This is a genomic window from Nostoc sp. UHCC 0302, from assembly GCF_038096175.1.
In the GTDB taxonomy this organism is placed as follows: Bacteria; Cyanobacteriota; Cyanobacteriia; order Cyanobacteriales; family Nostocaceae; genus UHCC-0302.
In genome coordinates this window covers 1,369,495-1,392,449 of the sequence record NZ_CP151099.1, presented here as the reverse complement: position 1 = coordinate 1,392,449, position 22,955 = coordinate 1,369,495, and the positions used below count along the sequence as shown (strand labels likewise).

The window sequence follows — 22,955 nt, the reverse complement described above, 5'->3', positions numbered from 1 at the left end:
CACTTAGCACTTTCAGCGAAGGATTTATCAGGTTGAACTTTTGACTTACAGGTCTAAATTTAATAATATTTACTAATAAATAAACAGTAACGATTATCTGCTGCTCGCTCATAACTTAACTTATCAGCGATTGCGGACATGATTTTCAACCCACGTCCACGCTCTTGATCATTATCCTCGAATTCAGATATTTCTCGCAATTGCTGCTCTAGATCAAACGCTTCTCCTTCAGACCAAATGCGAATTTCTATATTTTCATTTAATCGTACAGCTTCTATCTCAATCTGTGTTTCGATTGGTAAATTTTTATGGGCGTGTTCAACAATGTTAGCAAACCCCTCTATCAATAGGGTTTGACATTGCCACCAAATCACTTTATTTGGAATAGGCGGTTGGTTGATTTGCTCAAACCAAGACAACACTTCCTGCGAAGCTGCTAAGTCTGTATTAATTTTTAGGCAGAGTTTATTATTCACTTTTTAGCCACTATAATATGTTGATAAAACCATATGTATAAATTAATTTATTTCAACGTTTTTGTCATATATTACAAACTAAATTAACTGCAATTTGCATTTGATGGCTTACTAGTTTTTATCCTGTTTAGTCAATGGCAATTTATGTTAAAAATCTTGGTTATAGATGACGATCCTATCGTCAGGGCAGCACTGAAAAGAACACTGGAAAAGCAGGGTTATGATACTACCGTAGCTAGTAATGGCGAGGAAGGAATCATCCAAGCACAACTGCTACGCCCTGCTCTAATTATTTGTGACTGGATGATGTCCCAGTTAGATGGGCTGGAAGTGTGTCGCCGAATCAAGGCTGATTCCGATTTAGCAACTACTTTTTTTATTCTGCTAACTGCTAAGGGAGCGACTCCAGGAGAAGCAGAAGATAGAGTTAGAGGACTTGATGCTGGAGCAGACGAATTTGTCTCTAAGCCAATTGAGATGAATGAATTGAAGGCACGAGTCAGGGCAGGGCTAAGGTTACACCAGCTAAATCAAGATTTACAAAGTCAAAAGCAAGTTTTGGAGATACTTAATCAGAATTTGCAAGCGCAAAAGCAAATTTTAGAAGCAGAATTAGCTGAGGCAGCTCATTATGTGCAGTCTCTGCTGCCTCCAAAGTTAGAGGGAGAAGTAAGCGTAGAAGCACTGTTTATTCCTTCAACACAACTAGGAGGTGATTCCTTTGATTATTACTGGATCGATGACGAAAATTTAGCAATTTATCTGTTGGATGTATCAGGACATGGGGTAGGTTCAGCCCTACTGTCTGTATCCGTGCTTAATGTTTTGCGATCGCAATCCCTACCCAATACAGATTTTTGTCAACCCAGCGAAGTCTTAAAAGCACTTAATCATGCCTTCCAGATGACAAACCACGGTGATAAGTACTTCACAATGTGGTATGGAGTTTATAACCGCTTGAAACGTCAACTCATATATGCTAACGCCGGACATCCACCAGGGGTGCTGCTATCAGGTTCCTCTGGCACAACAATCCAAGTTAAACAGTTAGGCTCTTTGGATTTGCCAATTGGCTTTTTGCCTGATGTTCACTTTGATGATGCTGCCTTTGAGATTGAAGAAAACAGCACTTTATATATCTTTAGCGATGGTGTTTACGAAATTAATCAGCCAGATGGTAATATGTGGGGACTCGATGCTTTCATTGATTTATTAACCAACTGTAGCCAGGAAAATACACGTCATTTAAACCAGGTATTGGCACACATTGTGACTTTAAGTAGTAAAGCAAATTATGATGATGATTTGTCTTTACTGAAAGTAAACTTTGGTTAATCCAGTATAACTTGTATATATTCACCAAAGACATTTATCATTTTAGATTGGAAATTTTTAAGTGAGTTATTGTGCTGCAAGTACTTGACGATTAAAATCCTCTTGGTCAGCAAATGTTTGAAAAATCCGATCCAATTTAGTCAATTCAAATAACATCCTGACCTGATCGTTGACAGAACAGACAAATAGTTTAGCATCGGCTTTTCGCACAGTTTGCATTGCTGATACTAAAGCGCCTAAACCAGAGCTATCAACAAATTTTACTTCTTTCAGGTCAATTAATAAGATATCAGAACCGCTCTCGATAATATCGCTAACTTCTCGACGTAGCTGATTACCTCTAATACCATCTAAAATTCCAGATAATTCTAGTACTGTTACCTTTAAACTCATATTTGCTCCTGTTGTTTTGTTGAATAAATTTATACATTGCTATTTTGGCATCTACCTTAAGTAAACGGCAAGATATATCGCAATATTTCTGCGATGAATATACAACTATTATTGTTGTAGTACTTGCTTTTTACTATTGGCGATCGCTGCAAAGAAGCTAGCATCAACCCATTGACGGGAAATTTCAAAAGCTTCAAAATAGCCATCTTTTTGTCCTAATTCTCTCGCCCAAAATCGAGACAAGACGAGAATAGCATCGAGTTGCATGAATGCTTTACTTAACTCAGACTCATAGCAACCGATAGCTGCAATCTTTTCCTCAATTACAGATGTAATATCTACAAAAAAGTTTGGCTCAAACCCCCGCAAAAAAACGGGTGGTGCTGAATACCACAGAGGGATATTTTTGCGGGTAGCAACATTAGAAACTGCAATTGCACATACTTCATGATCTCGATGTCCATATTTTTCAGGTTGTGGTGCGTGAGTTATGATCAAATCTGGTTGCGATCGCTGTATCGATTCTTCAACAACTTTGATAACTGGTTGTGTTGAAAAATTACATTCTTCCAGCGCATAAAACTCATAATCTGCACCGATGATTTTACCCGCTGCCTCTGCTTCTTGATGACGTTTACCCTTAATAGAAGAGCTAGAAAGGCTGCCGTCTGTTAATATTAAACAGCGAACATTCCATCCTGACTTCGACATTAAACTTAGAGTACCAGCAGCAGGTAATACTTCATCATCAGCATGAGCATAAATTGTTAAGACAGTTCGCTGATTATAGTTGTTGAAATCAGAATTATTCATGATAGTTTTTGTTGGTAAATTGCATTGAATAGAGATTTGAAGAGTGGGAGAAAAATAACTTAATACCCAATATCCCAATCCCCATTGCCCCTTCGCCCCTAATCCCCAAAGGGGGCCCCGAGTTCCCCAGAGGGGGCCTCACCTTCCCCAATCCCCAGCATTAAGCATTCTTCGGAGGTTGCCAGAAAGATGCCCGGATGATAGCCCACAAAAGTGACAAATTGTAGACAGCCCAGGCGCTATTAAGTAAGTGAACCCAAGGATTATTTAGATGACCAATTGCAAAGCGGTAAAGGCTCCAGAAGATTCCTAAAATAGTGAGAGCAAAGACAAGTAATTGAGGCCAAACTAGCCGCAGATAAATTCCAGATTGTCGCTGTTTTGGCGTTACTTGGAAGTTAATTTTTTGTCCAGTGAAGACGCTGATGACAGCTTGGATTAATAAGGGAAATAAAGCGATCGCATATTGTTCAGAGCGCCAAACTTCTCTAGCTGGAATACCCCAAGTAGCTGCCAAAAAAGTCAAGCGATTAAGGATAAAAGCTGGAAAAAAATGTATAGCAAAATCTGCCCCGTAGGTTTTCACTGGTACAATTTCTGTGAAAAAATAGATGATTGGGCAAGAAATAAAAACCAGAGTAGAAAAACCAGAGAAATAGCTATACATCGTCTTAAAATAGTGCAGTTTTTGCCAAAAACTTAATCCTGGCTCTGTCAGTGGGTTCTCTCGAATTAGTACTTGGATAGTACCTTGCGCCCAGCGTAGCCGCTGCTTAAGTGTAGAACTTAGGTCATCTGGTGCTAAACCTTCTGCCAAAAGTTCATTGTGATAAATAGATTTCCAACCTGCGCCATGCAGACGCATAGCTGTATTCATATCTTCTGTAATACTGTTGCTAGATACACCTCCAACTAATTGAAATTCATCTAAACGTTTTTCATCTTTGACAAACTCATCAGAAAAATGTTGTAGTCCAACACTAATCAGTGCATCACGCCTCAATACGGCATTTGTTCCCGTATAGAAAGCAGCATTCATGCCATCTTTACCCTGTTGGAGTGGCCCATAAAATAAATTGGCTCGATGTCCAAAGGGATCGCCTGGAGGAAGGTTGTAAAAATCTTGGCGAGTCTGCACAAAGGCAATTCGATTCTGCTCATATTTTCCTGCGAAGAGATTATAGGTGTAGAAATACGGCAAAACTCGCTTAAGAAATTGCGGTTTGGGAATATGGTCTGCATCCAGGGTGAGAATAAACTCTCCTGAAGTTTCTCCGGAAAAAATCGCGTAATTCAGATTACCTGCTTTCGCATGGTGAACGACACCAGCTGGTTTGGGACGAGCAATGTAGCGAAAACGAGCGATTTCAACTAGTTCCCGTTCTTTTTTACGAATAGCTGTTTCTAAAACAAGTCTTTCGTCTTTTAAGCGATCGCTTAATGTTTGTACAGCAGAATTGCTGACATTTTGATGAGCAGGATGTAACCAAAGAATCAACTTTTGCAGACTTTGGACAAATCCGGCAGTTTGGTCAAGGCTGTGAACTTGTTCTGAGGATAATTCTTGCAGCCATTGTTCAGCTGCTTTAGTCTTAGGTGTCAAATTGTCTAGTTGATTCAAGCGCTCCAACAAACGAGAATGCTCTGCGTCAAGCCGATTTGCTTCTTGTTGTAGTTGTGGCGATCGCAAATCTTCAATACACAACCTTTCTGTCATCTCTCTCATCGCAGGCGAGTTGCCATCATCCAACACATAAACCCGTAGCTTTGTCGGTGGATAATCTATTGCTAACGCTGCTCTAGCAGTTTCTTCCACAATTTCTGGCGGCTCGTTATAACAGGTGATAAATATATCTACTGTCGGCCAGTCGGATTTGGGTATAGCTGGCGTCAACTGGTCTAGAGACTTAACCTGTCGCACTAAAGGACGCCACAAGCCAATCACAAACATTACCCCACCGAAATAGCTATAAATTTCTGCTAGTAGTAAGGGAATAGAAAGCCACAGAGCATCAAAATTGACGGAATGGGTAATGCGCCATTGTAAATACCAGACTCCAAAAATTAAATTGATTTCTGCCAAGTACCGAAATAGCAGCGTTCTTTTTTTAAGGAGTGAGCGGCTGTTGCCTGGAAAGGTTGATGAATTGTCAACAAGGGAAACTGAAGTCATGTTGAAACCAAAATAATAAAATTAAAAAGCGAGTGGACGTTTGTTTCTAGCTTGGTAAAGCAAACTTTCTAAAACAACTGCGTTTGTATTAACGTCAACTGAAGCATTAACACCTAATTTTTGATTTTCATATCGTCCTGAAAGGTAGCCACGATTTTTATCAGCCAAATTCTGAGCAAAGTTACGCAGTGTTTGACTGTAGGGGTGATTAGGCATGAGAGCAAACCAAGAAAATGCCGCCTTAGTACTGACAAATCTGAATTGAGGATAGGATTTCCCCCTAGTGTTAACTGCTTGCCAAGGTTGATCATTGGCGTAGATGCTGTAATACAGAAAGTAAGGCGGACGGTCTAAAGAATCTTCATTGACAGCAGTCAAAATGCCAGTACGTTGAAAACGTTGTGCTTGCACTTGCAAAAGACTCTCGACTTGAGGTTTAACAGCGTCAGTCAAACCTATTTCTAAACCCCAGAGCAGATAAGGGTCATTCGTCAAGTAGTTGGTAGCTCCAGAGTTTTTAAAATTACGCTCGTCGACTTGCAGAGTAATACCATCTACCTGAACCGTCTTGACTGGGGGATTGGAGAGAGCATTATTAGCCTGAAGGTTCCACAACTTTAAACTGTGAGCCGCGTATTGCTCGTAGCCTAACCGTCCTTCCTGTACTTCCCGAATTTTTCCACCAGTTCCGGTAATGCCACCGTTTAACCAACCATCTTTGACGAGTTTTGATAAATTCCAACGAGCGACAATGCGATTAATGCGATCGCTATATTCTGGATAATGCGATCGGATAATATGTAGTCCTAATAAAAATCTCGCCATATCTAGAGCAGACCAACCACTGATCCCCTTGGGATCGGGGGTGTCATTAAGTTGGCGCATTTGGGCAGTACGAGTACTGTAAGCTTTGTTAGGCAATCCAGTTGCAGGTAGCGGCAGTGTTTCTAAAGTCTTGAGTAAGGTATTCATTCGCTGTTGAAACAGGTCTGGCGACAATAACCCTAACTGCCGTGCCGCATGAATTCCTAATAGAGCGCTACCTTGATCCCACCAAGTTGTCCACGGCAGATTGTCCACAGAATTTACTAAACCTGTTTGGGGATTCCAGTTGCGATCGAAATACTTCCAAGCTCGTTGGGCAGCAATTTGATCCCTTTCTTGGGTTAATCGCGGTGGAGAGGTTCTGATAGAAGGAGCAGCAGGTTTTTCTTGAGTAGCTGGCGGTTTTGGTACTATTGGCAGTGCTGGAGTGACTGGCGGTTTTGGTACTATTGGCGGTGCTGGAGTGGCTGGCGGTTTTGGTACTATTGGCAGTGCTGGAGTGACTGGAGCTTTTGGTGGTGTTGGCGGTGCGGGAGTGACTGTAGGAGCAGTAGGTTCCGGCTTAGGTCTTGGTAGTGGAAACTGTGAATCAGGATTAAAGTTATCAGGGGCAGCAATAATTAAAGAGGAGGTACATTGCCAAATCTCTTTACTAGGACAAATCAGCAACTTCTGATTTGTTGTTGCATACAAGATGGATTGCACAATCAGGCTCATTATCCCTCCTGTGGCTATCTATAACTTCTTTGCCAAATCGGCAGGGGATAAGTAACCAAAAGTTGGATTAGCTACTACGTCTTTATAGCCAGCAGATTTGCCGCCGCTTTGACTGTAAACAGACCAATCGCACTCTTTATTAATGTTGAAGTAGAGAATGGCTTGTACACCCATACCAGCTAGCTGAGTGTAGGAGTCGCGGAACCATTGGTCTTTAGCAGCCTGGTCAGAACCATTTTTTGTATTACTTGTAGTGGCTGTTTGAGCAATGAAAATCGGTTTGCTGGGAGCCATTGACCGCATCCGCTTGATATAAGGCTCAAACACTTCTTGAGAGTTACTCCAGTGTTTCCAACTGGAATTGCTACAATATCCCCAGTTATATGCACTGAAAGCAACGACGTCAACCTGCTCGTTGCCAGGATAGTAGTTTTCAAAACGGTGTTCGTCGTTTTCACTCCAACCATTCGGCGCAAACACCCAACGCACTGCTTTTGGAGACACACCTGCTTCTTTAAATATTTTGTAGATGCGTTGGTATGCCAACTTGAAGTTTTTCGGGTCTTTGCTGTACCTCTCACCGGGAATATTCATCTCTTGTAATGGCGCAATAAATGCCATACGCCCCTCTCCTCGACTTGTCCATTTGGCATAAGCTTTAGCCACTTTTTGCAGAGACTTATCTAAGTCTCCTCTGGCAATCTCAGACGCTAAGTGAGAGGATTTAAGATTGATGAAGGCAGTGTATCCGTTCTGCCGTAACTGTTCTAGAGAAACTGGGATATTGTATCCTGGATTCGAGTCTTCAATATCAAAAAAGAATCCAGCGATTGAATGGCGTTTACCAGCCCATTGATCAATTTGACGCAATTGTTTGTCAATTACACCTTGAGTCCCTAGATAGTCTGAAGCATATAGACCCAGCAGTAAAGGTGCATTGGAGGACTTCACGGCTGGTTGGTTACCAACTGCCTTGAGATTTCTACCTCCGGAAGGACAAATTAGCAAAATTAGCATTATTAATGCTAGCCGTCCCTTCCACATAAATTTGAAATGATTAGCAGGGTTATGACTTTTCATGTCTGTTGCTCTTGCGGTCAGGTGGGCAATGCCTTCATTGCCTCATACAAAGTATTCCCAACTCTGGTTCCTGATTAACAACTATGGCTTCGTAATAGATAAAAAACTTAGTGTCTTTGTGGTAAAAAATCTTAAACCACAAAGACACAGAGAGCTTTCACCTATTGTGGTGTACTTGATTTCTATCGCTACTTAAAAGTTTTGAATTCACTCAAGGGGCTAATTCCTTTCTTCTGGCTTCAGTTTCATTTAATGATGCGCGACCTTTATCGTTGCTATCTGAAATCCAGTAAGTTCCGAAACTATCAGAAGTTAACCTAGTTCTTTGTTTGGCAGTACTAGGTAGACCTCGACCAGAATCGCCCTTGCTTACAGCTTGCCACCAAAGGGAGTTCATAGCGGTGGTAGTCGGACGAATCAGAGGTTGACGATTCATTAACTTGTAGAGCAAGGATTGCAAAATTATGCTGTTGGTGCTGCTGGTAAAACCAATCGCCGTTTTACCTGTGGTTTCATAGAAGCCTTCATAATAGCCAGCTAAGGGGTTATACAAATCATTTGTTCCTTGGAGTAACTCTTGGGCATACTTCGCTTCTGGAAGCAAGGCATTGTAAGCAAAAGCTACTGCTGTACTTACTACCCGTCCCTTTGGTACTGGTTGACCATCATCTCCTAATGCAACCCAAGGTTCACCTTGCCCAATAATCGTACTGTGGACAGTGTAGGGCTTACGATCAATTAAGGTGGTAGCTGAGGCTGTCAGGGTTTTAGTACGGCGGTAACGTTCAGCTTGTGCCTGGAAAATTGGCTCAAATAGCGATCGCATTTGTGGATCTAGGCCAAACTCCAGTGCATAAAGCAAGAAAGGATTGCTCACCGTGTATTGGTTAACTTTTGATTTAGTATCTGTTCGGCGGCGCTGGATTGGGACTTTTACACCCTCCACTGAGGCAGTTTGGTATTCACCCCCAACAGCAGAACGTCCCACATCAAATCCCCATAATTGAAAAGCACGGGCTGCATATTCTTCATAACCTAAGCGGGTTTCAGGGTTAACTCTGGTAAGTACTCGCTCATCATCTTTTGTGACAGCAGCACTAGAGAGAATACCCTCACGCACCACACGCAAGTATGACCAATCCAGCGCAATTTGATCGACTGCTGCCGTGTATTCTGGATGACAGGTCTTTAGGTTGTAAAGTGCTGCCAAGAGCCGTCCGATATCAAGAACTGACCAGCCATTGCCTTCTGGAACTGGATTACCGCCGTAATCTACTGGTTGGAGCGATCGCGTATCATAACCCCGGCTTGGTAATTCACCCGCAAATAATGGTAATTTTGTCAAGGCTCCTAAAAGATGGCGGGTGCGCTGGTCAAATTCTTTAGCTGAGAGAATATCGAGCGATCGGGCTGCATGGAGTGCTGAGAGATAATCTCCTAATCCCCAGAGGGTTGCACCTTTGAAATCACTGCGATCGTCTATTAGCCCACTTTTGGAATGATAATTTGCCTGAAAGTATCGCCATGCCGCGTCTGCATAACGCCGTTCAATCAGCGTCAGCGGTCGAGCCAGCTTGAGTTTAGAAGATGTTTGCGGACTACCAACTGGTGAAATAGGTGCAACGCTCACCTCAATAACTTGATCTGTGGGGGTTTGAGTAGGAGGCTGAGGGCTAGGTTCTGTTTGATTTGAGGGGGTTTCATTAGCAGACTGAGGACTGGATTCTGTTTGATTTGAGGGGGTTGTGGCAGAAGCATTGTTAGTAGCTGGTTTGGTTGCCACATTTGCAGAACCAGAGGCAATTAAAGGGCGATTTCCTCTAGCTTTGTAGTACAAAATCTCCAAAATTAGCCCATTAGTATTACCAGTCAGAGCTTTATTAGGTTGCTTTGTTTCCTCATAAATGCCAGCATAGTAACCACCGCCATCGGGACTACGAAGATCCTTGACTGCATCAAAAACTTTTTGGGCATAGGCATTGTCTGGAAAAAGATAGCGCCAGCCAAAAGCAGCTTTTGTGCTAATGCTGCGTAACTTGGGGTAAGGCTGATTGCCATCAGTGATTGTTGCCCAGGTTTGACCGTTAGCGTAGACGGTGTTGTAGAGAAAATAAGGTTCTTGATCAATATTGTCTTCTGTGACCGCAGTTAACTGACCTGTAGTATCGTAGCGCCGTTTCTGCACATCCAATACCCTGGCGGCAAAATCAGCTAACTCACCTTGCAAGCCAAATTCAATGCCATCCAAGATATAAGACTCGCTGACAACATAATTATTTGCGTTGGTGCTTTTAAAGTCACGGGTATCAACTGGAATCTTCACACCATTGACCTCTATCAACTTAAACGGTTCTAGAGCTATGGCCTTCGGTGCTGGAAAACCCCAAAGTCCATAACCTCTAGCGCTATATTCTTCGTAGCCCAGTCGTCCTTCTTGTACCAATAATGTTGTTTTGTCTGGTAGAACTGCCGCTCCAAAAAGTTGTCCATCTTTAAGCGATCGCCCTACCTGCCACTTTGTTACAATTCCTGTCAGCCACTCATTGTATTGAGGATGACAGCTACGAATAACATCAAATGCAGCCAGCATCCGGCCAAGGTCTAAAGCAGACCAACCAATACCCTTTTCAATCGGGTTATTTCCGTAATCAACTATTTGTCCAGTGGCTGCGTTGTAAACTTTATTCGGCAAAGCGTCTTCGAATAGCTTGAGGCTGCTAAGAGTCGTCAAAAACTTATTGAGGCGGGCATCAAAATCGGCTTGGTCAATGAGATTCAACCAGCGAGCCGCATTCAATGCCATAAGGTAATTCCCCATGTCCCAGAGTGTGCCGGAAGGATAGCCCCCTGTGGAATTAGTAAATCCAGTTGCAGGCTGATAGTTTTTGACAAAATACTGCCAAGCCGCAGTAGCGTAAGTTTGTTCTTCAGGGGTGAGTGGGGCTGTAATATTGTTACAAGTTGCAAGATTACTAGGATTTTGCGAAAAAACTGGTGTAGGGATGTAAAACCAAAATTGTAGAAATGTTCCAACCAAGAACAATGCAATCCATCTCAACAGCTTTTGTTGACGGAGTTTGTATATCATAATACAAAGAAGAAGTTAGCAGTTAACAGCGTAATAGCGCATCTTTACAGTTATATTCATAAATCGAGCTTTATCAATTCAGTCGAGTAGCGTCAGCGCATAACATCAAATCGCGCACACTAATTTGGTTTTGTGCGAAATCAACATCTTTAACTCTTAAACCAATTTTTCAGTTAACCGTAACTCTGTACCATAAAGTCACTTAATCAAAAGTTGATATACGCCTGTAGCATCTTGCACCTATTACATAAGCTTTTTTAAGCGTTATTCCATAGAATAATCTCCAGAAAAAATCCGTATAATGTCCTAGTTTGAATGTTATGCAGAAAATTTCTGGATATCAGCGAGGAATATACTGAAAAGACTATGCTTACGTACAAAATCAAGTAAATATACGGAACATTTTTACCTATTATCTGAAAAAGGAGAATACACAGAAAATTTCTTGATATTAGCTCCAAACAAAATAGTTATACGGAAAATTCAGTATAGTAGTCGGATATTGACGATATATAGAAAATTTATTGATATTTGGAAAGTTTCAGTCTAATAACTAGTTAGCCCCAAAGGAGATTAGCAGCATGACTTTGTTTGTGCGCGTCGAACCCATTGGAAAAAAAATGAATCGGCTGCTGATTGAAAGCAACGGCATATTCATTGGTGAATACGAGAAATCGCAGCAAGCTGATATTGACAGAAAAATAGAAGAAATAAATGCGGCAGAAACAACGCTTCTGTCAATCTATGAGAAGTATGGAGAGTTCTGCGTTCGGTGGGATGGAAAAGCGAAATCCATTCGAGTTAAAGGCATTGAGGTTGGTAGTATCCCCAAAGCAGCATGGCGGCGTGCGTCTTGGCAGAAGTAGCAAATGCTTTGTTGAATAAATTTTTTATCATTTTTGCGGTTATGAGTTGATACCCACTTTGCACATTCTCCCGCGATCGCAAAATGGTGCGATCACAAAATAAAGATAAGACCAGCACTTGGGAACTGTAGCAGGGTCAAGAAATCTGGTCATAGAAGGCGCGATCACCCATATCTAGATGGTAGACACCTTCGACTATAGGAGCCGTCTATGTTGCTACAAGAATTGAAGGAGCAAGTCTTAAAGCTACCACCGAGCGTAGGCGTAGCCCGTCGTAGACATCGCCTTGCACTGGTGAGCGCGAACATTAACATATTAGGACTTATGCAAAAACTCTCTCAAACTCTTATTCCTCCGTGTCCTCTGCGTCCTCTGTGGTTCGATTTTCCGTTACCTGTGCGTAAGTCCTGATATATATGATTTCGTTAACCACACTATTTGCCATTTTTGCGGTTATGAGTTGATGCACACCTTGAACATTGATCCCGCGATGTCTACGACAGGCTCTGCCTACGCTTAAATTTATAACTTTTTCATAGGATAGTATAAAGTTAGTTTCAGAGGAGCATTGAGATATGACTCTGGCATCAAATGGGCAAGTAGCTATTATTCGCACAGAACGTGGACTGACGATCGCAGGCACTCGCATCACTCTGTATGACGTGATGGATTATGTGACAGAACAGTATCCACCGAAGTTTATCCGTGCCATGCTTAGTCTCACAGATGAGCAAGTGAATTCTGCACTATCTTACATTAATGCACACCGTACAGAGGTTGAAGCAGAGTATCATCTTGTCCTTAAGGAAACCGAAGAACTACGGCAGTATTACGAAAAACAAAACCAAGAGCGAACTGCCCGTATTGCTGCAAAACCTCCAAAGCCAGGTACAGAGGCTATTCGAGCAAAACTTCAAGCAGAACGAGCCAAGCTTGAATCACAAGCATGAACTTTCTGGTTGATCATAATCTACGAGGACATTCCGTTGTTCTAGCAGGTAGCCTTGCTGCAAGTGGCTGGCTTGACTTAATTTCGATTCGCTTTATCTTGTTTGAAGAAGTGGGGTTAGCAGTCACGAGCGATGATCGCGTTGTTTGGCAGTATGCTCAGGCTAATCAGATGATTTTGATAACTGCTAACCGAAGTATGAAGGGCAAAGACTCGTTGGAGCAAGTGATGCGTCAGGAAAATACTCCGACATCACTACCCGTCGTCACGATAGGTAATATTGATCGGCTACTTACTGAACCAGATTATCGGGAGCGTTGCGTTAATCGATTAGTTGATATTGTGGTTGACATTGAAGATTATCTGGGCGCAAGGCGAATTTTCATTCCATGATGCGCCTGCTCTTAGAATCTTAGCTGTAACTTATGGTGTCTGATAGCTCTCTCGGTTTACTTCTGGCTTTTCACTCCTGCCCAAACAGTTAAAGGCTTACCAACTCGTTTATATAGCAAGCTTTCTAGAATCACCCCGTTATTGTTGGCTGTAAGACTTTTGTTTGGCTGACGCAGAGATTCATAAAAGCCGTTGTACCAACCATCTTTGGACTTGAGATTAGTTTGAACGAAATCAAATAATTGCCGCGTGTAAGCAGTGTTGTATAGTACGTGCCAGCCGATCGCTGCTTTGGCACTCAAAAACCGCAAATTGTTATGTTGTTGTCGAGTATCTGTGATCGTTGCCCAAGGTTCTCCGTTGACAAATAAGCTGCCGTAAACAAAGTAAGGAGGGCGATCTAAGTTGTCTTCAGTAACAGCAGTTAATTGTTTTGTCGCTTGATAACGAGCTTCTTGAGCAGCTAAAATCCGGTCTGCATAAGCTTTAGGCAAAGCTTGAAACCCGGTTTCGATCCCGTCTAATATATAGGGTTCGCTGAGAACGTAGTTGTTAGCTCCAGAATTTTTATAGTCGCGGCGATCGTAAGGAATTCCTTGCCCGTAAAGATTGACGAAGGCAGTATGGGACTGATAATCTACGGCTTGTTTGACATCTAATCCCCATAGCTTCAAACCGTAGGCAGCATAATTCTCATAACCTAAGCGTCCTTCTTGGTTGTACTGTTCTTTGCCTTCGACAACAGCAGTACCGTACATTTGTCCGTTTTTCGTGAGACGCTTGACTTGCCAATGCTTCCACACAGCTTCTGTCTGTGGTTGTAACTGTGGGTACTTAGCCCCGACAATCTTCAGCCAGATTGCTAGGCGTCCTAAGTCAATTGCTGACCAGCCAATTTCTTCTCGTTGTTCTAGTTGACCGTAGTTAACAGGGATGAGAGTTTTTGGATTGTAAACTTTGTTGGGTAGTTCCTTTTTGTATAAAGGTAAAGAAGCTAGAGTCTTCAACATTTTGGTCATTTTGGCTTCAAATTCTGCCGCAGACACGATATTGAGTTCTCTAGCACTGACTAAGGCTGCGATCGCTGCTGCTTGATCCCACATCGTTACAGAAGCAAAGCTATCGACGGAATTGACTAAGCCTGTTTCATTGTTCCAGTTGCGCTGGAAGTACGACCAAGCTTGACGAGCTGTTGCAGTTTCCTCTGGGGTGAGTGTGCCAACTCCAGGAGCAACATAGGGTGTTGTTGCTGCTGTCAGTTGGCTGAGACTAACGGGTGTCCCCTGTAAAACTACAGATTTGGCGTCTAGACTGGCAACTGTTTGAGTTTCTTTGATCGGAGAAACTGTTTGAGATGTTGAGATTTCAGGCTTTTGTCCAGAAGAAGTTCGAGAAAGTTGCTTAGACCAAAAATTTAGAATTGCGATCGCTATTACAGCAGTAACCACTCCTCCTACAGAAGCTAGTAGGGACAAGCTTTTAGATGGCGGTTGAAAATCAGAACTCATGCTGATTAAAGCCTCATTTTATAAATCACTGTTGCTTACGGAGTTTCACCAAATACATTCTTCCCAGCTTGGGGAGCTAACTAACACACAGTGAGTTTTAAAATTTAATCCGCAACTGTCCCGTCAAGGAGTTTCCTTCATAGGCACTTCCGCTTGTATCTTGATTGCGGACATTACTCAAGTTGTAACCTATGTCTGCTTCTATATTGGGCGAAACCTTGACTGTACAGCGAGTTTGATAGGTACTAGCATTATCAAATTCTCCTTTAAGTCGCTGCCTTCCAAGGTTGGCGGCGAGGCGACAGCGCAAGAAATTAGAAATGTCTCCTTCCCAAGCTAGTTCAGCGTTGTAAACCAGAAAATCACCAGGAGAGAAATAGCCACTGCTACGCTCTAAATCGCGATCGTAACTCCAAGTGAACAAGTTAGCTGCTACGGAAAACTGCCCAAACTTCCGCTCTAGCCTGCTAAAAGTCTGTACTTCGGAATTGCCATCGTTGTAGTTACCCAGGCGTAATGACGAAAATAAGCTAGTATAGCGATCAATTTGCCAGTATAAATCCGGCCCATATCGCCAAGCAGTAATTTCATTTTCTAAAGTTCGGGCATTGGATTTGTAAGGCCCCTGTTCTAAATTTACAGATACTGTTAAAAGTGACAGTAATTTACCTGAAGCAGAAACTTGCGGTTGCAAAATTGGCGTCTCTACCTTGGCATTAAGGTTAATAGCTGTGGGTAGACGGTTGAATAAATCAACACCAGCTGCTGTTTGTAATGTTACTTCCCCAATTTTTCCCTGCCATCCAATTTGGAAGGGAATGTTAGTAACTGATTCCACACCCCGTTGCTCAAAATAGTCAAAACCTGTCTTGACCAGTATTTTATTCCCATTACTCAACCGAAACTGGGCTGTTGGTTCAATGAATAAATTGTTTTGACCAAAGTTATCCGAATCATAGCGATAGTCTGTTTGGATATTTTCCAAAACTGCAAATGGTTTAACTGGTTCGGTAGAAGTTGGTGAAGGATTGGAATTCTCTGGTGGTTGGGGGGGTTCTGGTGCTAGTGGTTTGGGTGGCGGTACTCGCAGACTAGGATTGAAGTTTTCGGGTGCTGCAATTAAAACAGGTGTTGGCTTGAATTGCTCAGGGGCTGGTTTCGAGAATGCTGACTCACCAAAATTTAAAGCGGTAGGAGTCGCCGCTTTGACTTCTGCCTGAGTCAGGAGTTCTGAGTTAACAGACAAATACTCAGGACTACTTTTGATAATTCGTTCGGTAGATTCTGTTGGTGAGTACCAGTTATTATGCGGTTCAGCAGCCTGTAACATAGTTCCCGATAAAGTCCAAATACCCACACTCCCGATTACTCCCCATTGGAGCTTTAGGTATCTTAAAATCAGGTCAGCGTACAAACTATCTCCAAAGACAGAGAGATAATCTTTAAAACTATCCGTCATCGGCTAATACTACGGTTATGTATGGGATAACAATCTGCCAAAGAACTTTCTGGCTGTAGCCCGATTTCTTTGACTTGGCATTATGATGCCCAATTTATCCGCATTAAAAGCTGTCGTAGAGTTTTTGATCTCTGAGTTCGACAATATAGATCAGTATAGATCAGTCGGCGCTTATCTTCCATGCTCTTGCGTAAGCTGAATTCTGGCTTCTTAAAGTAAGATTCTCAGAGGTTGAACTTCTAACTCTGGTTACATATACAGGCTGTCCGCCGAATGCTTTGGTAAGAAGAATAGCTAAATTAATGAGAAAATATACTTAGTTTTAATAATATCTATCTAAAGATATCAACTATATTTACAAAAGATAGTTGCAAGCAATATATATGCTGTGAGACAAGTCATATGATCATGCAATTTGCTTAATCTATTTAATAGATACAATTACCGTTGAGATTGAATAACTCTTAATTAAGTACAATACTCTAAGCGAAATTTCCCAAGTGAAAGACAAGAAACACTAATGTCGGGTAGAAAGTTATTACTCGAAAGAACTATATTGTGAAACTGTAGCTTGTGGCTTACTGATACAACTGCAAAGAGTCTGTCTTTCAGCTCACTCCATACAACAGTACTGATAACGACAATGACGCAATCTTCAAATTCAGGAAATGATCAGGAACCATCTAAACGTCGTTTGTGGCTCCTTTTAAGACGCACTAGTATAGGTGTAGGTATCGTTTTACTGGCTGGAATTGCAGTTGGTGCTTGGTGGGCTAAAAACTATGTATATAAAGATTTAGCACCGTTAGTAGAAACAAATCTTGAGCAATTACTAGGACGTCCGATAAAAATAGGGAAAGTTGAACGTTTTTCGCTGACTAGTCTGAGATTTGGCTCTCTATCGATACCAGCAACTCCAACAGACCCAGACCAAGTGACAGTAAAAGCTGTAGAGGTGCAATTCTCGCCCTTACAGCTCCTCTTTACTCGAACACTGGGATTAAATGTGACATTAGTTCAGCCTAATGTCTATATCCAGCAAGATAAGGATGGGCGCTGGGTTACGGCTGAAGTTAAGAGTGGTGAGGGAAAAGGGGCTATTAAAACTGAGTTGCAGTCACTTCGACTTGAAGATGGGGATGTGGAATTATCGCCAGCCCCCACACCAACGAAACCGAAAGGCTCAGTAGTATTAGATCAAGTTGGTGGTGTAGCCCGATTTTTAGATCAAAATCAAAGAGTTAGTTATGACATAAATGGTCAACTCACTAGAGGAGGCGCAATTAAAATTGCTGGCGAGACACAACTAAAAACTCAGCAAACTAGTCTGAAGCTGCAAACACAAAATTTACAAGCATCTGATATTAGTCGATTAATTCAGTTACCAATTGCCTTGGAAGCAGGTGGTTTAGATGCTGATTTAGGAGTTCAGATTCCACAAAATCTGTCAGAAACAGCGATTACGGGAACAGCTACTGCAAATCAAGTCACTGTTAAAATTCCAAATATTCCTCAGCAGGTTTCTAATTTTAATGGCAGATTTGCATTTGAGGGTCAGACAGTTGCTTTACAAAATCTCAGTACGAATGTTGGCAAAGTTCCCATTCTGGCAAATGGAACAATTAGTACCCAAACAGGTTTTAATGTCTCGGCTCAAATAAAACCAGTTAGTGCAAAAAATATTTTAGACACGTTGAAAGTAAATTCGCCAGTCCCAACTGCTGGCGAAGTGCGTGCAGATATTAAAGTTCAGGGTTCTCTTCAACAACCAGTTCTCAGTGGGACATTGAGCAACACTAAACCCATCCAAGTTGACCGTGTTCAATTTAAAGCTGTGAATAGTGACTTTCGTTTGAATGTATTAAAAAATGCATCGCAAGTTGCTGTTTCTAATCTGAAATTAGTCCCAGCTACAGGCGGTGAAATCACCGGAGGCGGTCAAGCTACACTAGGTGGTAATGTCAAATTTAACGTTGTAGCTGAAAACATCGCAGCAGATGTACTGGCACGTAATTACGGCTTGAGTTTACCAATTAACGCTGGGAATGTCTCCGCAAAAGCAGATGTTTCTGGCTCACTTGGCAAACAGCCTTTACAACTTAACATTGCTAGTGTACAAGTGACGCCGCCAGCCGGTGGGCAAATTGTGGCAAGTGGTAAAGTTCAACTAGCACCCCAAGGTCGGGTAGCGGTAGATATTAAAGCTCAAGGTTTACCAGGAAATGCGATCGCTCAAGGTTACAATGTTTCAACTCCAATTAATCTCGGCGGCATCAATGCCAATGCCAAAGTTACAGGTGCGGTTGGTTCACCATTAAACGTCAATGTTTCTAGCAGAGTAACTCCAGAAGTCGGCGGGCAAATCACAGCTAACGGTCAACTTCAGCTAGCACCCCAAGGCAGGGTATCATTTAACGTTAAAGCTCAAAATTTACCAGGAGATGCGATCGCTCAAGCGTACAACTCCTCACCGTCGCTTACGATTGGTAATGTCTCGGCAAATTCTCAGATTTCTGGCACTCTTGGTAACTTGCGGGCAGTTACACAGGTGAAAGCACCCGGTGCTAGCTATCCAATTACGGGTCAAGCTGTTGTTACTCAACAAGGGCAGAATATCCTCTTACCAAGTGCTGTCTTGAATGTAGCAGGCGGTACAATCAGGGCTAGGGGTCAGGTTGTACAACAACGCTGGCTAGCTTTTGTCAACGCCCAAAAACTGCAATTGAGCCGTTTTGGACAGATACCACCGCAGTTCCAAGGAGTGTTAAGCAATGCGGCGTTGAATTTGTCAGGAAGCACGGCTTCTTTTCAACCTGCAAACATTCGTGCCACAGGACAAGCAAGGCTAAATCTGGCTGGCGGTACAGTTAATTTAAGAAATGTTAGCTTTGATGCTGGACGCTGGCAAGTACTTGCTAATACATCTCAAGTTCAGGTCAACCGTTTCTCACCACAACTCCAAGGACGGCTTAATAGTAATATCCAATTTGCAGGTACAGCACCATCTTTCCAACTTGCAGATATTCGAGCCGCTGGCAGAATTCGTGTTTCCGAAGGGTTAGCGCTGCTCAAACAACCGCTGACAGCTCAACTTCAGTGGAATGGACAGCAAATTATAGTTAATAGTGCATCTACCGCAGGGTTGAGAGCTAATGGTGCGATCGCAGTTCAGTTACCTGACAGTGGCACACCGCAAATCGCTGGATTTAACTTGAATGTGCGAGCGCAAGATTTCAACCTCAAAAATACTGGCTTGAATATTCCAAGTACCCAAGCAATAGCGGGACTACTTGATTTTAATGGGCAAGTTACAGGTACTCCAGCTGTTCCTAAAGCTAACGGCAATATCCGACTGCGGAATTTTAATGTTAGTGGCTTGGCATTTGACCCACTTTTAACTGGAAACGTGAATTTTCAAGGCGGACAAGGTGCAAGTCTGCAACTTGCAGGGAGACAAGATAGGATAGCGCTGAATCTAGGTGCAAATTATCGCCCAACCTCATTTTTATTCCGGCGCGGCGAAACAGTTAGCACGGGCAGAACAGAGGGAGATAACTTAATTATCAACGCCCAACAGTTTCCCATCGCTCTGGTTAGCGGATTTGTACCTAACAATACGTTGAAACCTTTGGGAGGACAGTTATCTGGTAATTTAGTTGTTAATCTTAACAACTATGGGGTTGCAGGAGATGTTGCGATCGCTCAGCCTCGTGTAGCTAGAATCGCAGCCGATGAGTTTCGCGGTAGCATCAGTTATGCCAATGGTGCTGCCAGTTTGACTAATGGACAATTGCAGATAGCAGACAGCAATATCGCCCTCAGCGGTAATGTGCAAACTGGAAACGATCCTAAATTTCAAGTCCAAGCGAATTTTGAGCAAACCAGAATTGAGAGACTTTTACAAGCCTTCAATATATTCGACTATAAAGACCTGAGTACAGGATTAAAACCTCCAGATTTAGCTGGAGCAGAGGTACTCAATACTACACCTGTGAGTTTGCCCGATACAGATTTGCAAACACAATTAAAGTATTTCTCAAACATTCAAGCATCGGTAGCAAAACAACAGCAGCAACAAACAAAACAAACCCCATCTTTGCCCACCCTTGCCGAATTAACGGGTGCTTTGAGCGGAACAATTACAGCAAATGGCTCGTTGCGAACTGGGTTAAATGCTGGCTTTAATGTCCAAGGTGCTAACTTGCAGTGGGGTAACTATTCTATTAATCAAGTGATTGCTAAAGGCAATTTTGCAGATGGTGTCGTCACACTCTCGCCATTGAGTGTAGGTATTAATCAAGGACTAGTGGCGTTTTCAGGAGAGTTAGGAACTGAACAACTTTCTGGTCAGTTGCAGGTGGCGAGTTTACCTCTATCACTGCTAGAGCCTTTTATCGAAAAATACCCTATCGATATCACTGGAAACATAAATGCTAACGCCTCCTTAGCAGGTAGTTTCAAAGACCCGAAAGTTACAGGACAAGTGGCGCTAGCGAATGCGACTTTAAACAAGCAACCTGTGCAAACAGGACAGTTGAATTTTAATTACAACGATGCTCGTTTAAATTTTGATAGTACTTTATTGGTAACGGGAACACAGCCAGTTGCAGTTACAGGTAGTGTACCTGCTCCTTTACCTTTTGTCGCAGTCAAACCCGATAATAATCAAATCAGTATCAATGCCAATGTGAAAAATGAAGGATTGGCACTGTTAAATCTGCTTACCAACAATCAAGTCAGTTGGGTAGACGGTCAAGGGCAAGTGGATGTCAACGTTCAGGGTACTTTAAACCAGCCAATTATCAATGGTAATGCTACCCTCAACAATGCTACTTTTCGCGCTCAAGCTCTATCAGATCCGCTGACAAATGTCACAGGTACAGCGCAATTTAATGGCAATACCGTGAACGTTCGAGGTATTCAAGGTAATTATAATGAAGGGCTAGTAACTGCATCAGGAATCCTGCCAATTTTTGCCAGTCAGCAAGGACAACAGCAAGCCGCATCGAATCCTCTGACAGTATCAATAACAAAAAAACTGGATTTTACGGTTCCAGGGTTGTATGAAGGCGGTGTTAGCGGTGATGCAATAATTCGTGGCACAGCCCTAAAACCTCAAATTGGTGGAGAGATTGAACTAACTGATGGGAGGGTGATCATTGGCAAAACCAATACTGCTAGCTCAAAATCAGCAACTACAGCAAATGCTAGTACTCCAACAACAATAGAACTTAACCCTAACACCCCAGGGACAACACAAACTAGCAATAACGGCGCAGCGACAACAACAGAATCTAACACTAGCGCCGCCGCAGTGACAACACAGACTAACACTAATGCGGCAACTACACCTAAATTACCTGTAGAGTTTAATGATTTACGGCTAGCTCTCGGCAACGGTGTGAGTGTTACTACTCAGTCTCTACTTGACTCTGTGCCAGGAGGAGCCTTATTCAGTCAACCGATAGTGAGCTTTCAGGCAAAAGGTGGGCTGACCATCAATGGTACATTAGCCAAACCCCTTCCTGAAGGAGTCATTCGGTTGACAGGAGGACGAGTTAGCTTATTTTCAACTGAGTTTACTTTGGCGCGTGGCTACGAACAAACGGCGCGGTTTACTCCCAGCCAAGGACTTGACCCTACCCTAGATGTCCGGCTGGTGGCAATTGTACCTGAAGCATCGGGGACGAGCAGTCGAATTTTGGAATCACCTTTGTCTAGCGAAGTGAGCGATATTTCTGCTAGCAACTTTGGGACTTTACGTACCGTTGAAGTCCAAGCAACTGCCAACGGCCCGGCTAGCGAATTGAACAACAATCTGGAACTGACGAGTCAACCTAGTCGTAGTAGAGCAGAAATCGTGGCGTTGCTGGGTGGCTCAATTCTCGGTAATTTCGGTCAAGCAGACGCCACACAAGGGTTGACTAATTTCGCTAGCTCAACTATTTTAGGTGGTTTGCAAGGAACCATTACTGCGATTGGAAAGACTATTGGTTTCAGCGAATTTCGGATATTTCCTACGCCTACTACTTCCAATGAAACATCAAGACCTTCAGTTCTCAATTTGTCAGCAGAAGGTGTATTTGATATCAATAGAAACATATCTCTTTCTTTATCACGCCCTCTGACTAGTGATGAATCTTTCCGTTACAATTTGCTCTATCGAGTCAATGACGAAGTTCTGATGCGAGGTTCAACTAATTTAGGTGATGAAAGTCAGCTACAAGTTGAGTATGAAACCCGATTTTAGTGGAGCTATTTAACAGCTGACAGTTGACAGTTACCTTTCTCTTAAAGTGCTACGGTGTAAACATATCTCTGGAACAAAACCAAAATCGTCGTACATCCTCCTAAAATCCCCCTTTTTAAATTTAACTTGAGTTCGTCTAAGTTGAGGCGATCGCAGAGTCCATAAAAATCATTTGTTGCCCAACGCGGGATATCGGTAAAAAGCTCGAACTCTAGGCGGTGAGTGACTAAATTCTCGTACCAATCTACACTCGCCAAAATCTCATCTTGATACTCTGATAAGCCATGCTCATGAATCAGCGTTGTAAATTGCTCCAAATCCACGCTTTCCCTGCCTGTCTTTACTTTAGTTCATGACTTAGCAAAATAACATTAATTAGACAAGCAATCTCTGAGCTAAAAATCAAATCTGACTCCTGAATTCTGACTTATGACTTCTTCTTCAAGGCTCTTTAGGATTGGTATCACCACCAATAATTGCTTGAAATAGGTTTCCTATTAAAAAGAAAAACGCCGCAACTAACATCACAACCATTAAACTAGCAAGACCAGCAAAGGGAGAAAGGACGAACAAGAGTAAGAGCGCAAGAATCAAAGTTGTTAGTAGTGTCCTATTCATACTTTTTACCTT

17 protein-coding genes are annotated in these 22,955 nt (G+C 42.5%); 6 read left to right on the top strand and 11 right to left on the bottom strand.

The features are described 5' to 3' along the window. Window positions 1-59: 59 nt before the first annotated feature. A complete protein-coding gene (locus WKK05_RS05720) occupies window positions 60-476 on the bottom strand; it encodes an anti-sigma regulatory factor (protein WP_341528805.1) in 417 nt (138 codons plus the stop codon). A 144-nt stretch (window positions 477-620) separates the two neighbouring features. Here WKK05_RS05720 and WKK05_RS05715 point away from each other — a divergent pair, with 144 nt between their 5' ends. Beyond that, window positions 621-1,811, top strand: a complete 1,191-nt coding sequence (locus tag WKK05_RS05715; protein WP_341528804.1) for a SpoIIE family protein phosphatase — start codon at window positions 621-623, stop codon at window positions 1,809-1,811. Window positions 1,812-1,877: 66 nt separating this feature from the next. Here the strand turns inward: WKK05_RS05715 and WKK05_RS05710 are convergent, their stop codons facing one another. From WKK05_RS05710 to WKK05_RS05685, 6 genes are all read right to left on the bottom strand, one after another. Continuing rightward, a complete protein-coding gene (locus WKK05_RS05710; RefSeq protein WP_341528803.1) occupies window positions 1,878-2,204 on the bottom strand; it encodes an STAS domain-containing protein in 327 nt (108 codons plus the stop codon). 108 nt (window positions 2,205-2,312) lie between these two features. Continuing rightward, complete coding sequence (locus tag WKK05_RS05705) at window positions 2,313-3,017, bottom strand: PIG-L deacetylase family protein (protein WP_341528802.1); 705 nt, start codon at window positions 3,015-3,017, stop codon at window positions 2,313-2,315. A 160-nt stretch (window positions 3,018-3,177) separates the two neighbouring features. Further along, window positions 3,178-5,190 (bottom strand): glycosyltransferase, encoded by a 2,013-nt coding sequence (locus WKK05_RS05700; protein WP_341528801.1) that lies wholly within the window; start codon window positions 5,188-5,190, stop codon window positions 3,178-3,180. Window positions 5,191-5,211: 21 nt separating this feature from the next. After that, window positions 5,212-6,732, bottom strand: a complete 1,521-nt coding sequence (locus WKK05_RS05695; RefSeq protein WP_341528800.1) for a DUF3131 domain-containing protein — start codon at window positions 6,730-6,732, stop codon at window positions 5,212-5,214. 18 nt (window positions 6,733-6,750) lie between these two features. Then, window positions 6,751-7,812, bottom strand: coding sequence for a glycosyl hydrolase (locus WKK05_RS05690; protein ID WP_341528799.1), 1,062 nt, complete (start codon window positions 7,810-7,812; stop codon window positions 6,751-6,753). A 211-nt stretch (window positions 7,813-8,023) separates the two neighbouring features. Further along, entirely contained in the window at window positions 8,024-10,900 is a 2,877-nt protein-coding gene (locus tag WKK05_RS05685; RefSeq protein WP_341528798.1) for a DUF3131 domain-containing protein, read from the bottom strand. A 581-nt stretch (window positions 10,901-11,481) separates the two neighbouring features. Between WKK05_RS05685 and WKK05_RS05680 the strand changes: the two genes are divergently transcribed. The 4 genes from WKK05_RS05680 to WKK05_RS05665 all read left to right on the top strand — a co-directional run bounded on the left by WKK05_RS05680 (window position 11,482) and on the right by WKK05_RS05665 (window position 13,108). Next, window positions 11,482-11,766, top strand: coding sequence for a hypothetical protein (locus WKK05_RS05680; RefSeq protein WP_341528797.1), 285 nt, complete (start codon window positions 11,482-11,484; stop codon window positions 11,764-11,766). A 210-nt stretch (window positions 11,767-11,976) separates the two neighbouring features. Then, complete coding sequence (locus WKK05_RS05675) at window positions 11,977-12,177, top strand: hypothetical protein (RefSeq protein ID WP_341528796.1); 201 nt, start codon at window positions 11,977-11,979, stop codon at window positions 12,175-12,177. A gap of 164 nt (window positions 12,178-12,341) precedes the next feature. Beyond that, entirely contained in the window at window positions 12,342-12,716 is a 375-nt protein-coding gene (locus WKK05_RS05670) for a DUF433 domain-containing protein (protein WP_341528795.1), read from the top strand. Continuing rightward, on the top strand, window positions 12,713-13,108 hold the full coding sequence (locus tag WKK05_RS05665; protein ID WP_341528794.1) for a DUF5615 family PIN-like protein: 396 nt from the start codon (window positions 12,713-12,715) through the stop codon (window positions 13,106-13,108). Before WKK05_RS05670 ends, WKK05_RS05665 begins: the two co-directional genes overlap by 4 nt. Window positions 13,109-13,164: 56 nt before the next feature. Here WKK05_RS05665 and WKK05_RS05660 read toward each other — a convergent pair whose 3' ends face one another. Together WKK05_RS05660 and WKK05_RS05655 are read right to left on the bottom strand one after the other, a co-directional pair. Beyond that, complete coding sequence (locus tag WKK05_RS05660) at window positions 13,165-14,616, bottom strand: DUF3131 domain-containing protein (protein ID WP_341528793.1); 1,452 nt, start codon at window positions 14,614-14,616, stop codon at window positions 13,165-13,167. Between the two features lie 97 nt (window positions 14,617-14,713). After that, the gene (locus WKK05_RS05655; protein WP_341528792.1) at window positions 14,714-16,075 is read right to left on the bottom strand and encodes a hypothetical protein; all 1,362 of its coding nucleotides are present in this window, start codon (window positions 16,073-16,075) and stop codon (window positions 14,714-14,716) included. A 643-nt stretch (window positions 16,076-16,718) separates the two neighbouring features. On the opposite strand from WKK05_RS05655, the gene WKK05_RS05650 reads away from it, so the two are divergent. Further along, entirely contained in the window at window positions 16,719-22,325 is a 5,607-nt protein-coding gene (locus WKK05_RS05650; RefSeq protein WP_341528791.1) for a translocation/assembly module TamB domain-containing protein, read from the top strand. A gap of 41 nt (window positions 22,326-22,366) precedes the next feature. On the opposite strand, the gene WKK05_RS05645 is transcribed toward WKK05_RS05650, so the two are convergent. Both WKK05_RS05645 and WKK05_RS05640 read right to left on the bottom strand, forming a co-directional pair. After that, on the bottom strand, window positions 22,367-22,648 hold the full coding sequence (locus WKK05_RS05645; protein WP_341528790.1) for a hypothetical protein: 282 nt from the start codon (window positions 22,646-22,648) through the stop codon (window positions 22,367-22,369). A gap of 118 nt (window positions 22,649-22,766) precedes the next feature. Continuing rightward, on the bottom strand, window positions 22,767-22,943 hold the full coding sequence (locus WKK05_RS05640; protein WP_341528789.1) for a hypothetical protein: 177 nt from the start codon (window positions 22,941-22,943) through the stop codon (window positions 22,767-22,769). Between the last annotated feature and the right edge of the window lie 12 nt (window positions 22,944-22,955).

Coding starts and splice junctions, on each gene's coding strand:
- WKK05_RS05715 (WP_341528804.1), top strand. CDS start 621: ATGTTAAAAATCTTGGTTATAGATGACGATCCTATCGTCAGGGCAGCA.
- WKK05_RS05710 (WP_341528803.1), bottom strand. CDS start 2,204: ATGAGTTTAAAGGTAACAGTACTAGAATTATCTGGAATTTTAGATGGT.
- WKK05_RS05705 (WP_341528802.1), bottom strand. CDS start 3,017: ATGAATAATTCTGATTTCAACAACTATAATCAGCGAACTGTCTTAACA.
- WKK05_RS05700 (WP_341528801.1), bottom strand. CDS start 5,190: ATGACTTCAGTTTCCCTTGTTGACAATTCATCAACCTTTCCAGGCAAC.
- WKK05_RS05695 (WP_341528800.1), bottom strand. CDS start 6,732: ATGAGCCTGATTGTGCAATCCATCTTGTATGCAACAACAAATCAGAAG.
- WKK05_RS05690 (WP_341528799.1), bottom strand. CDS start 7,812: ATGAAAAGTCATAACCCTGCTAATCATTTCAAATTTATGTGGAAGGGA.
- WKK05_RS05685 (WP_341528798.1), bottom strand. CDS start 10,900: ATGATATACAAACTCCGTCAACAAAAGCTGTTGAGATGGATTGCATTG.
- WKK05_RS05680 (WP_341528797.1), top strand. CDS start 11,482: ATGACTTTGTTTGTGCGCGTCGAACCCATTGGAAAAAAAATGAATCGG.
- WKK05_RS05675 (WP_341528796.1), top strand. CDS start 11,977: ATGTTGCTACAAGAATTGAAGGAGCAAGTCTTAAAGCTACCACCGAGC.
- WKK05_RS05670 (WP_341528795.1), top strand. CDS start 12,342: ATGACTCTGGCATCAAATGGGCAAGTAGCTATTATTCGCACAGAACGT.
- WKK05_RS05665 (WP_341528794.1), top strand. CDS start 12,713: ATGAACTTTCTGGTTGATCATAATCTACGAGGACATTCCGTTGTTCTA.
- WKK05_RS05660 (WP_341528793.1), bottom strand. CDS start 14,616: ATGAGTTCTGATTTTCAACCGCCATCTAAAAGCTTGTCCCTACTAGCT.
- WKK05_RS05655 (WP_341528792.1), bottom strand. CDS start 16,075: ATGACGGATAGTTTTAAAGATTATCTCTCTGTCTTTGGAGATAGTTTG.
- WKK05_RS05650 (WP_341528791.1), top strand. CDS start 16,719: ATGACGCAATCTTCAAATTCAGGAAATGATCAGGAACCATCTAAACGT.
- WKK05_RS05640 (WP_341528789.1), bottom strand. CDS start 22,943: ATGAATAGGACACTACTAACAACTTTGATTCTTGCGCTCTTACTCTTG.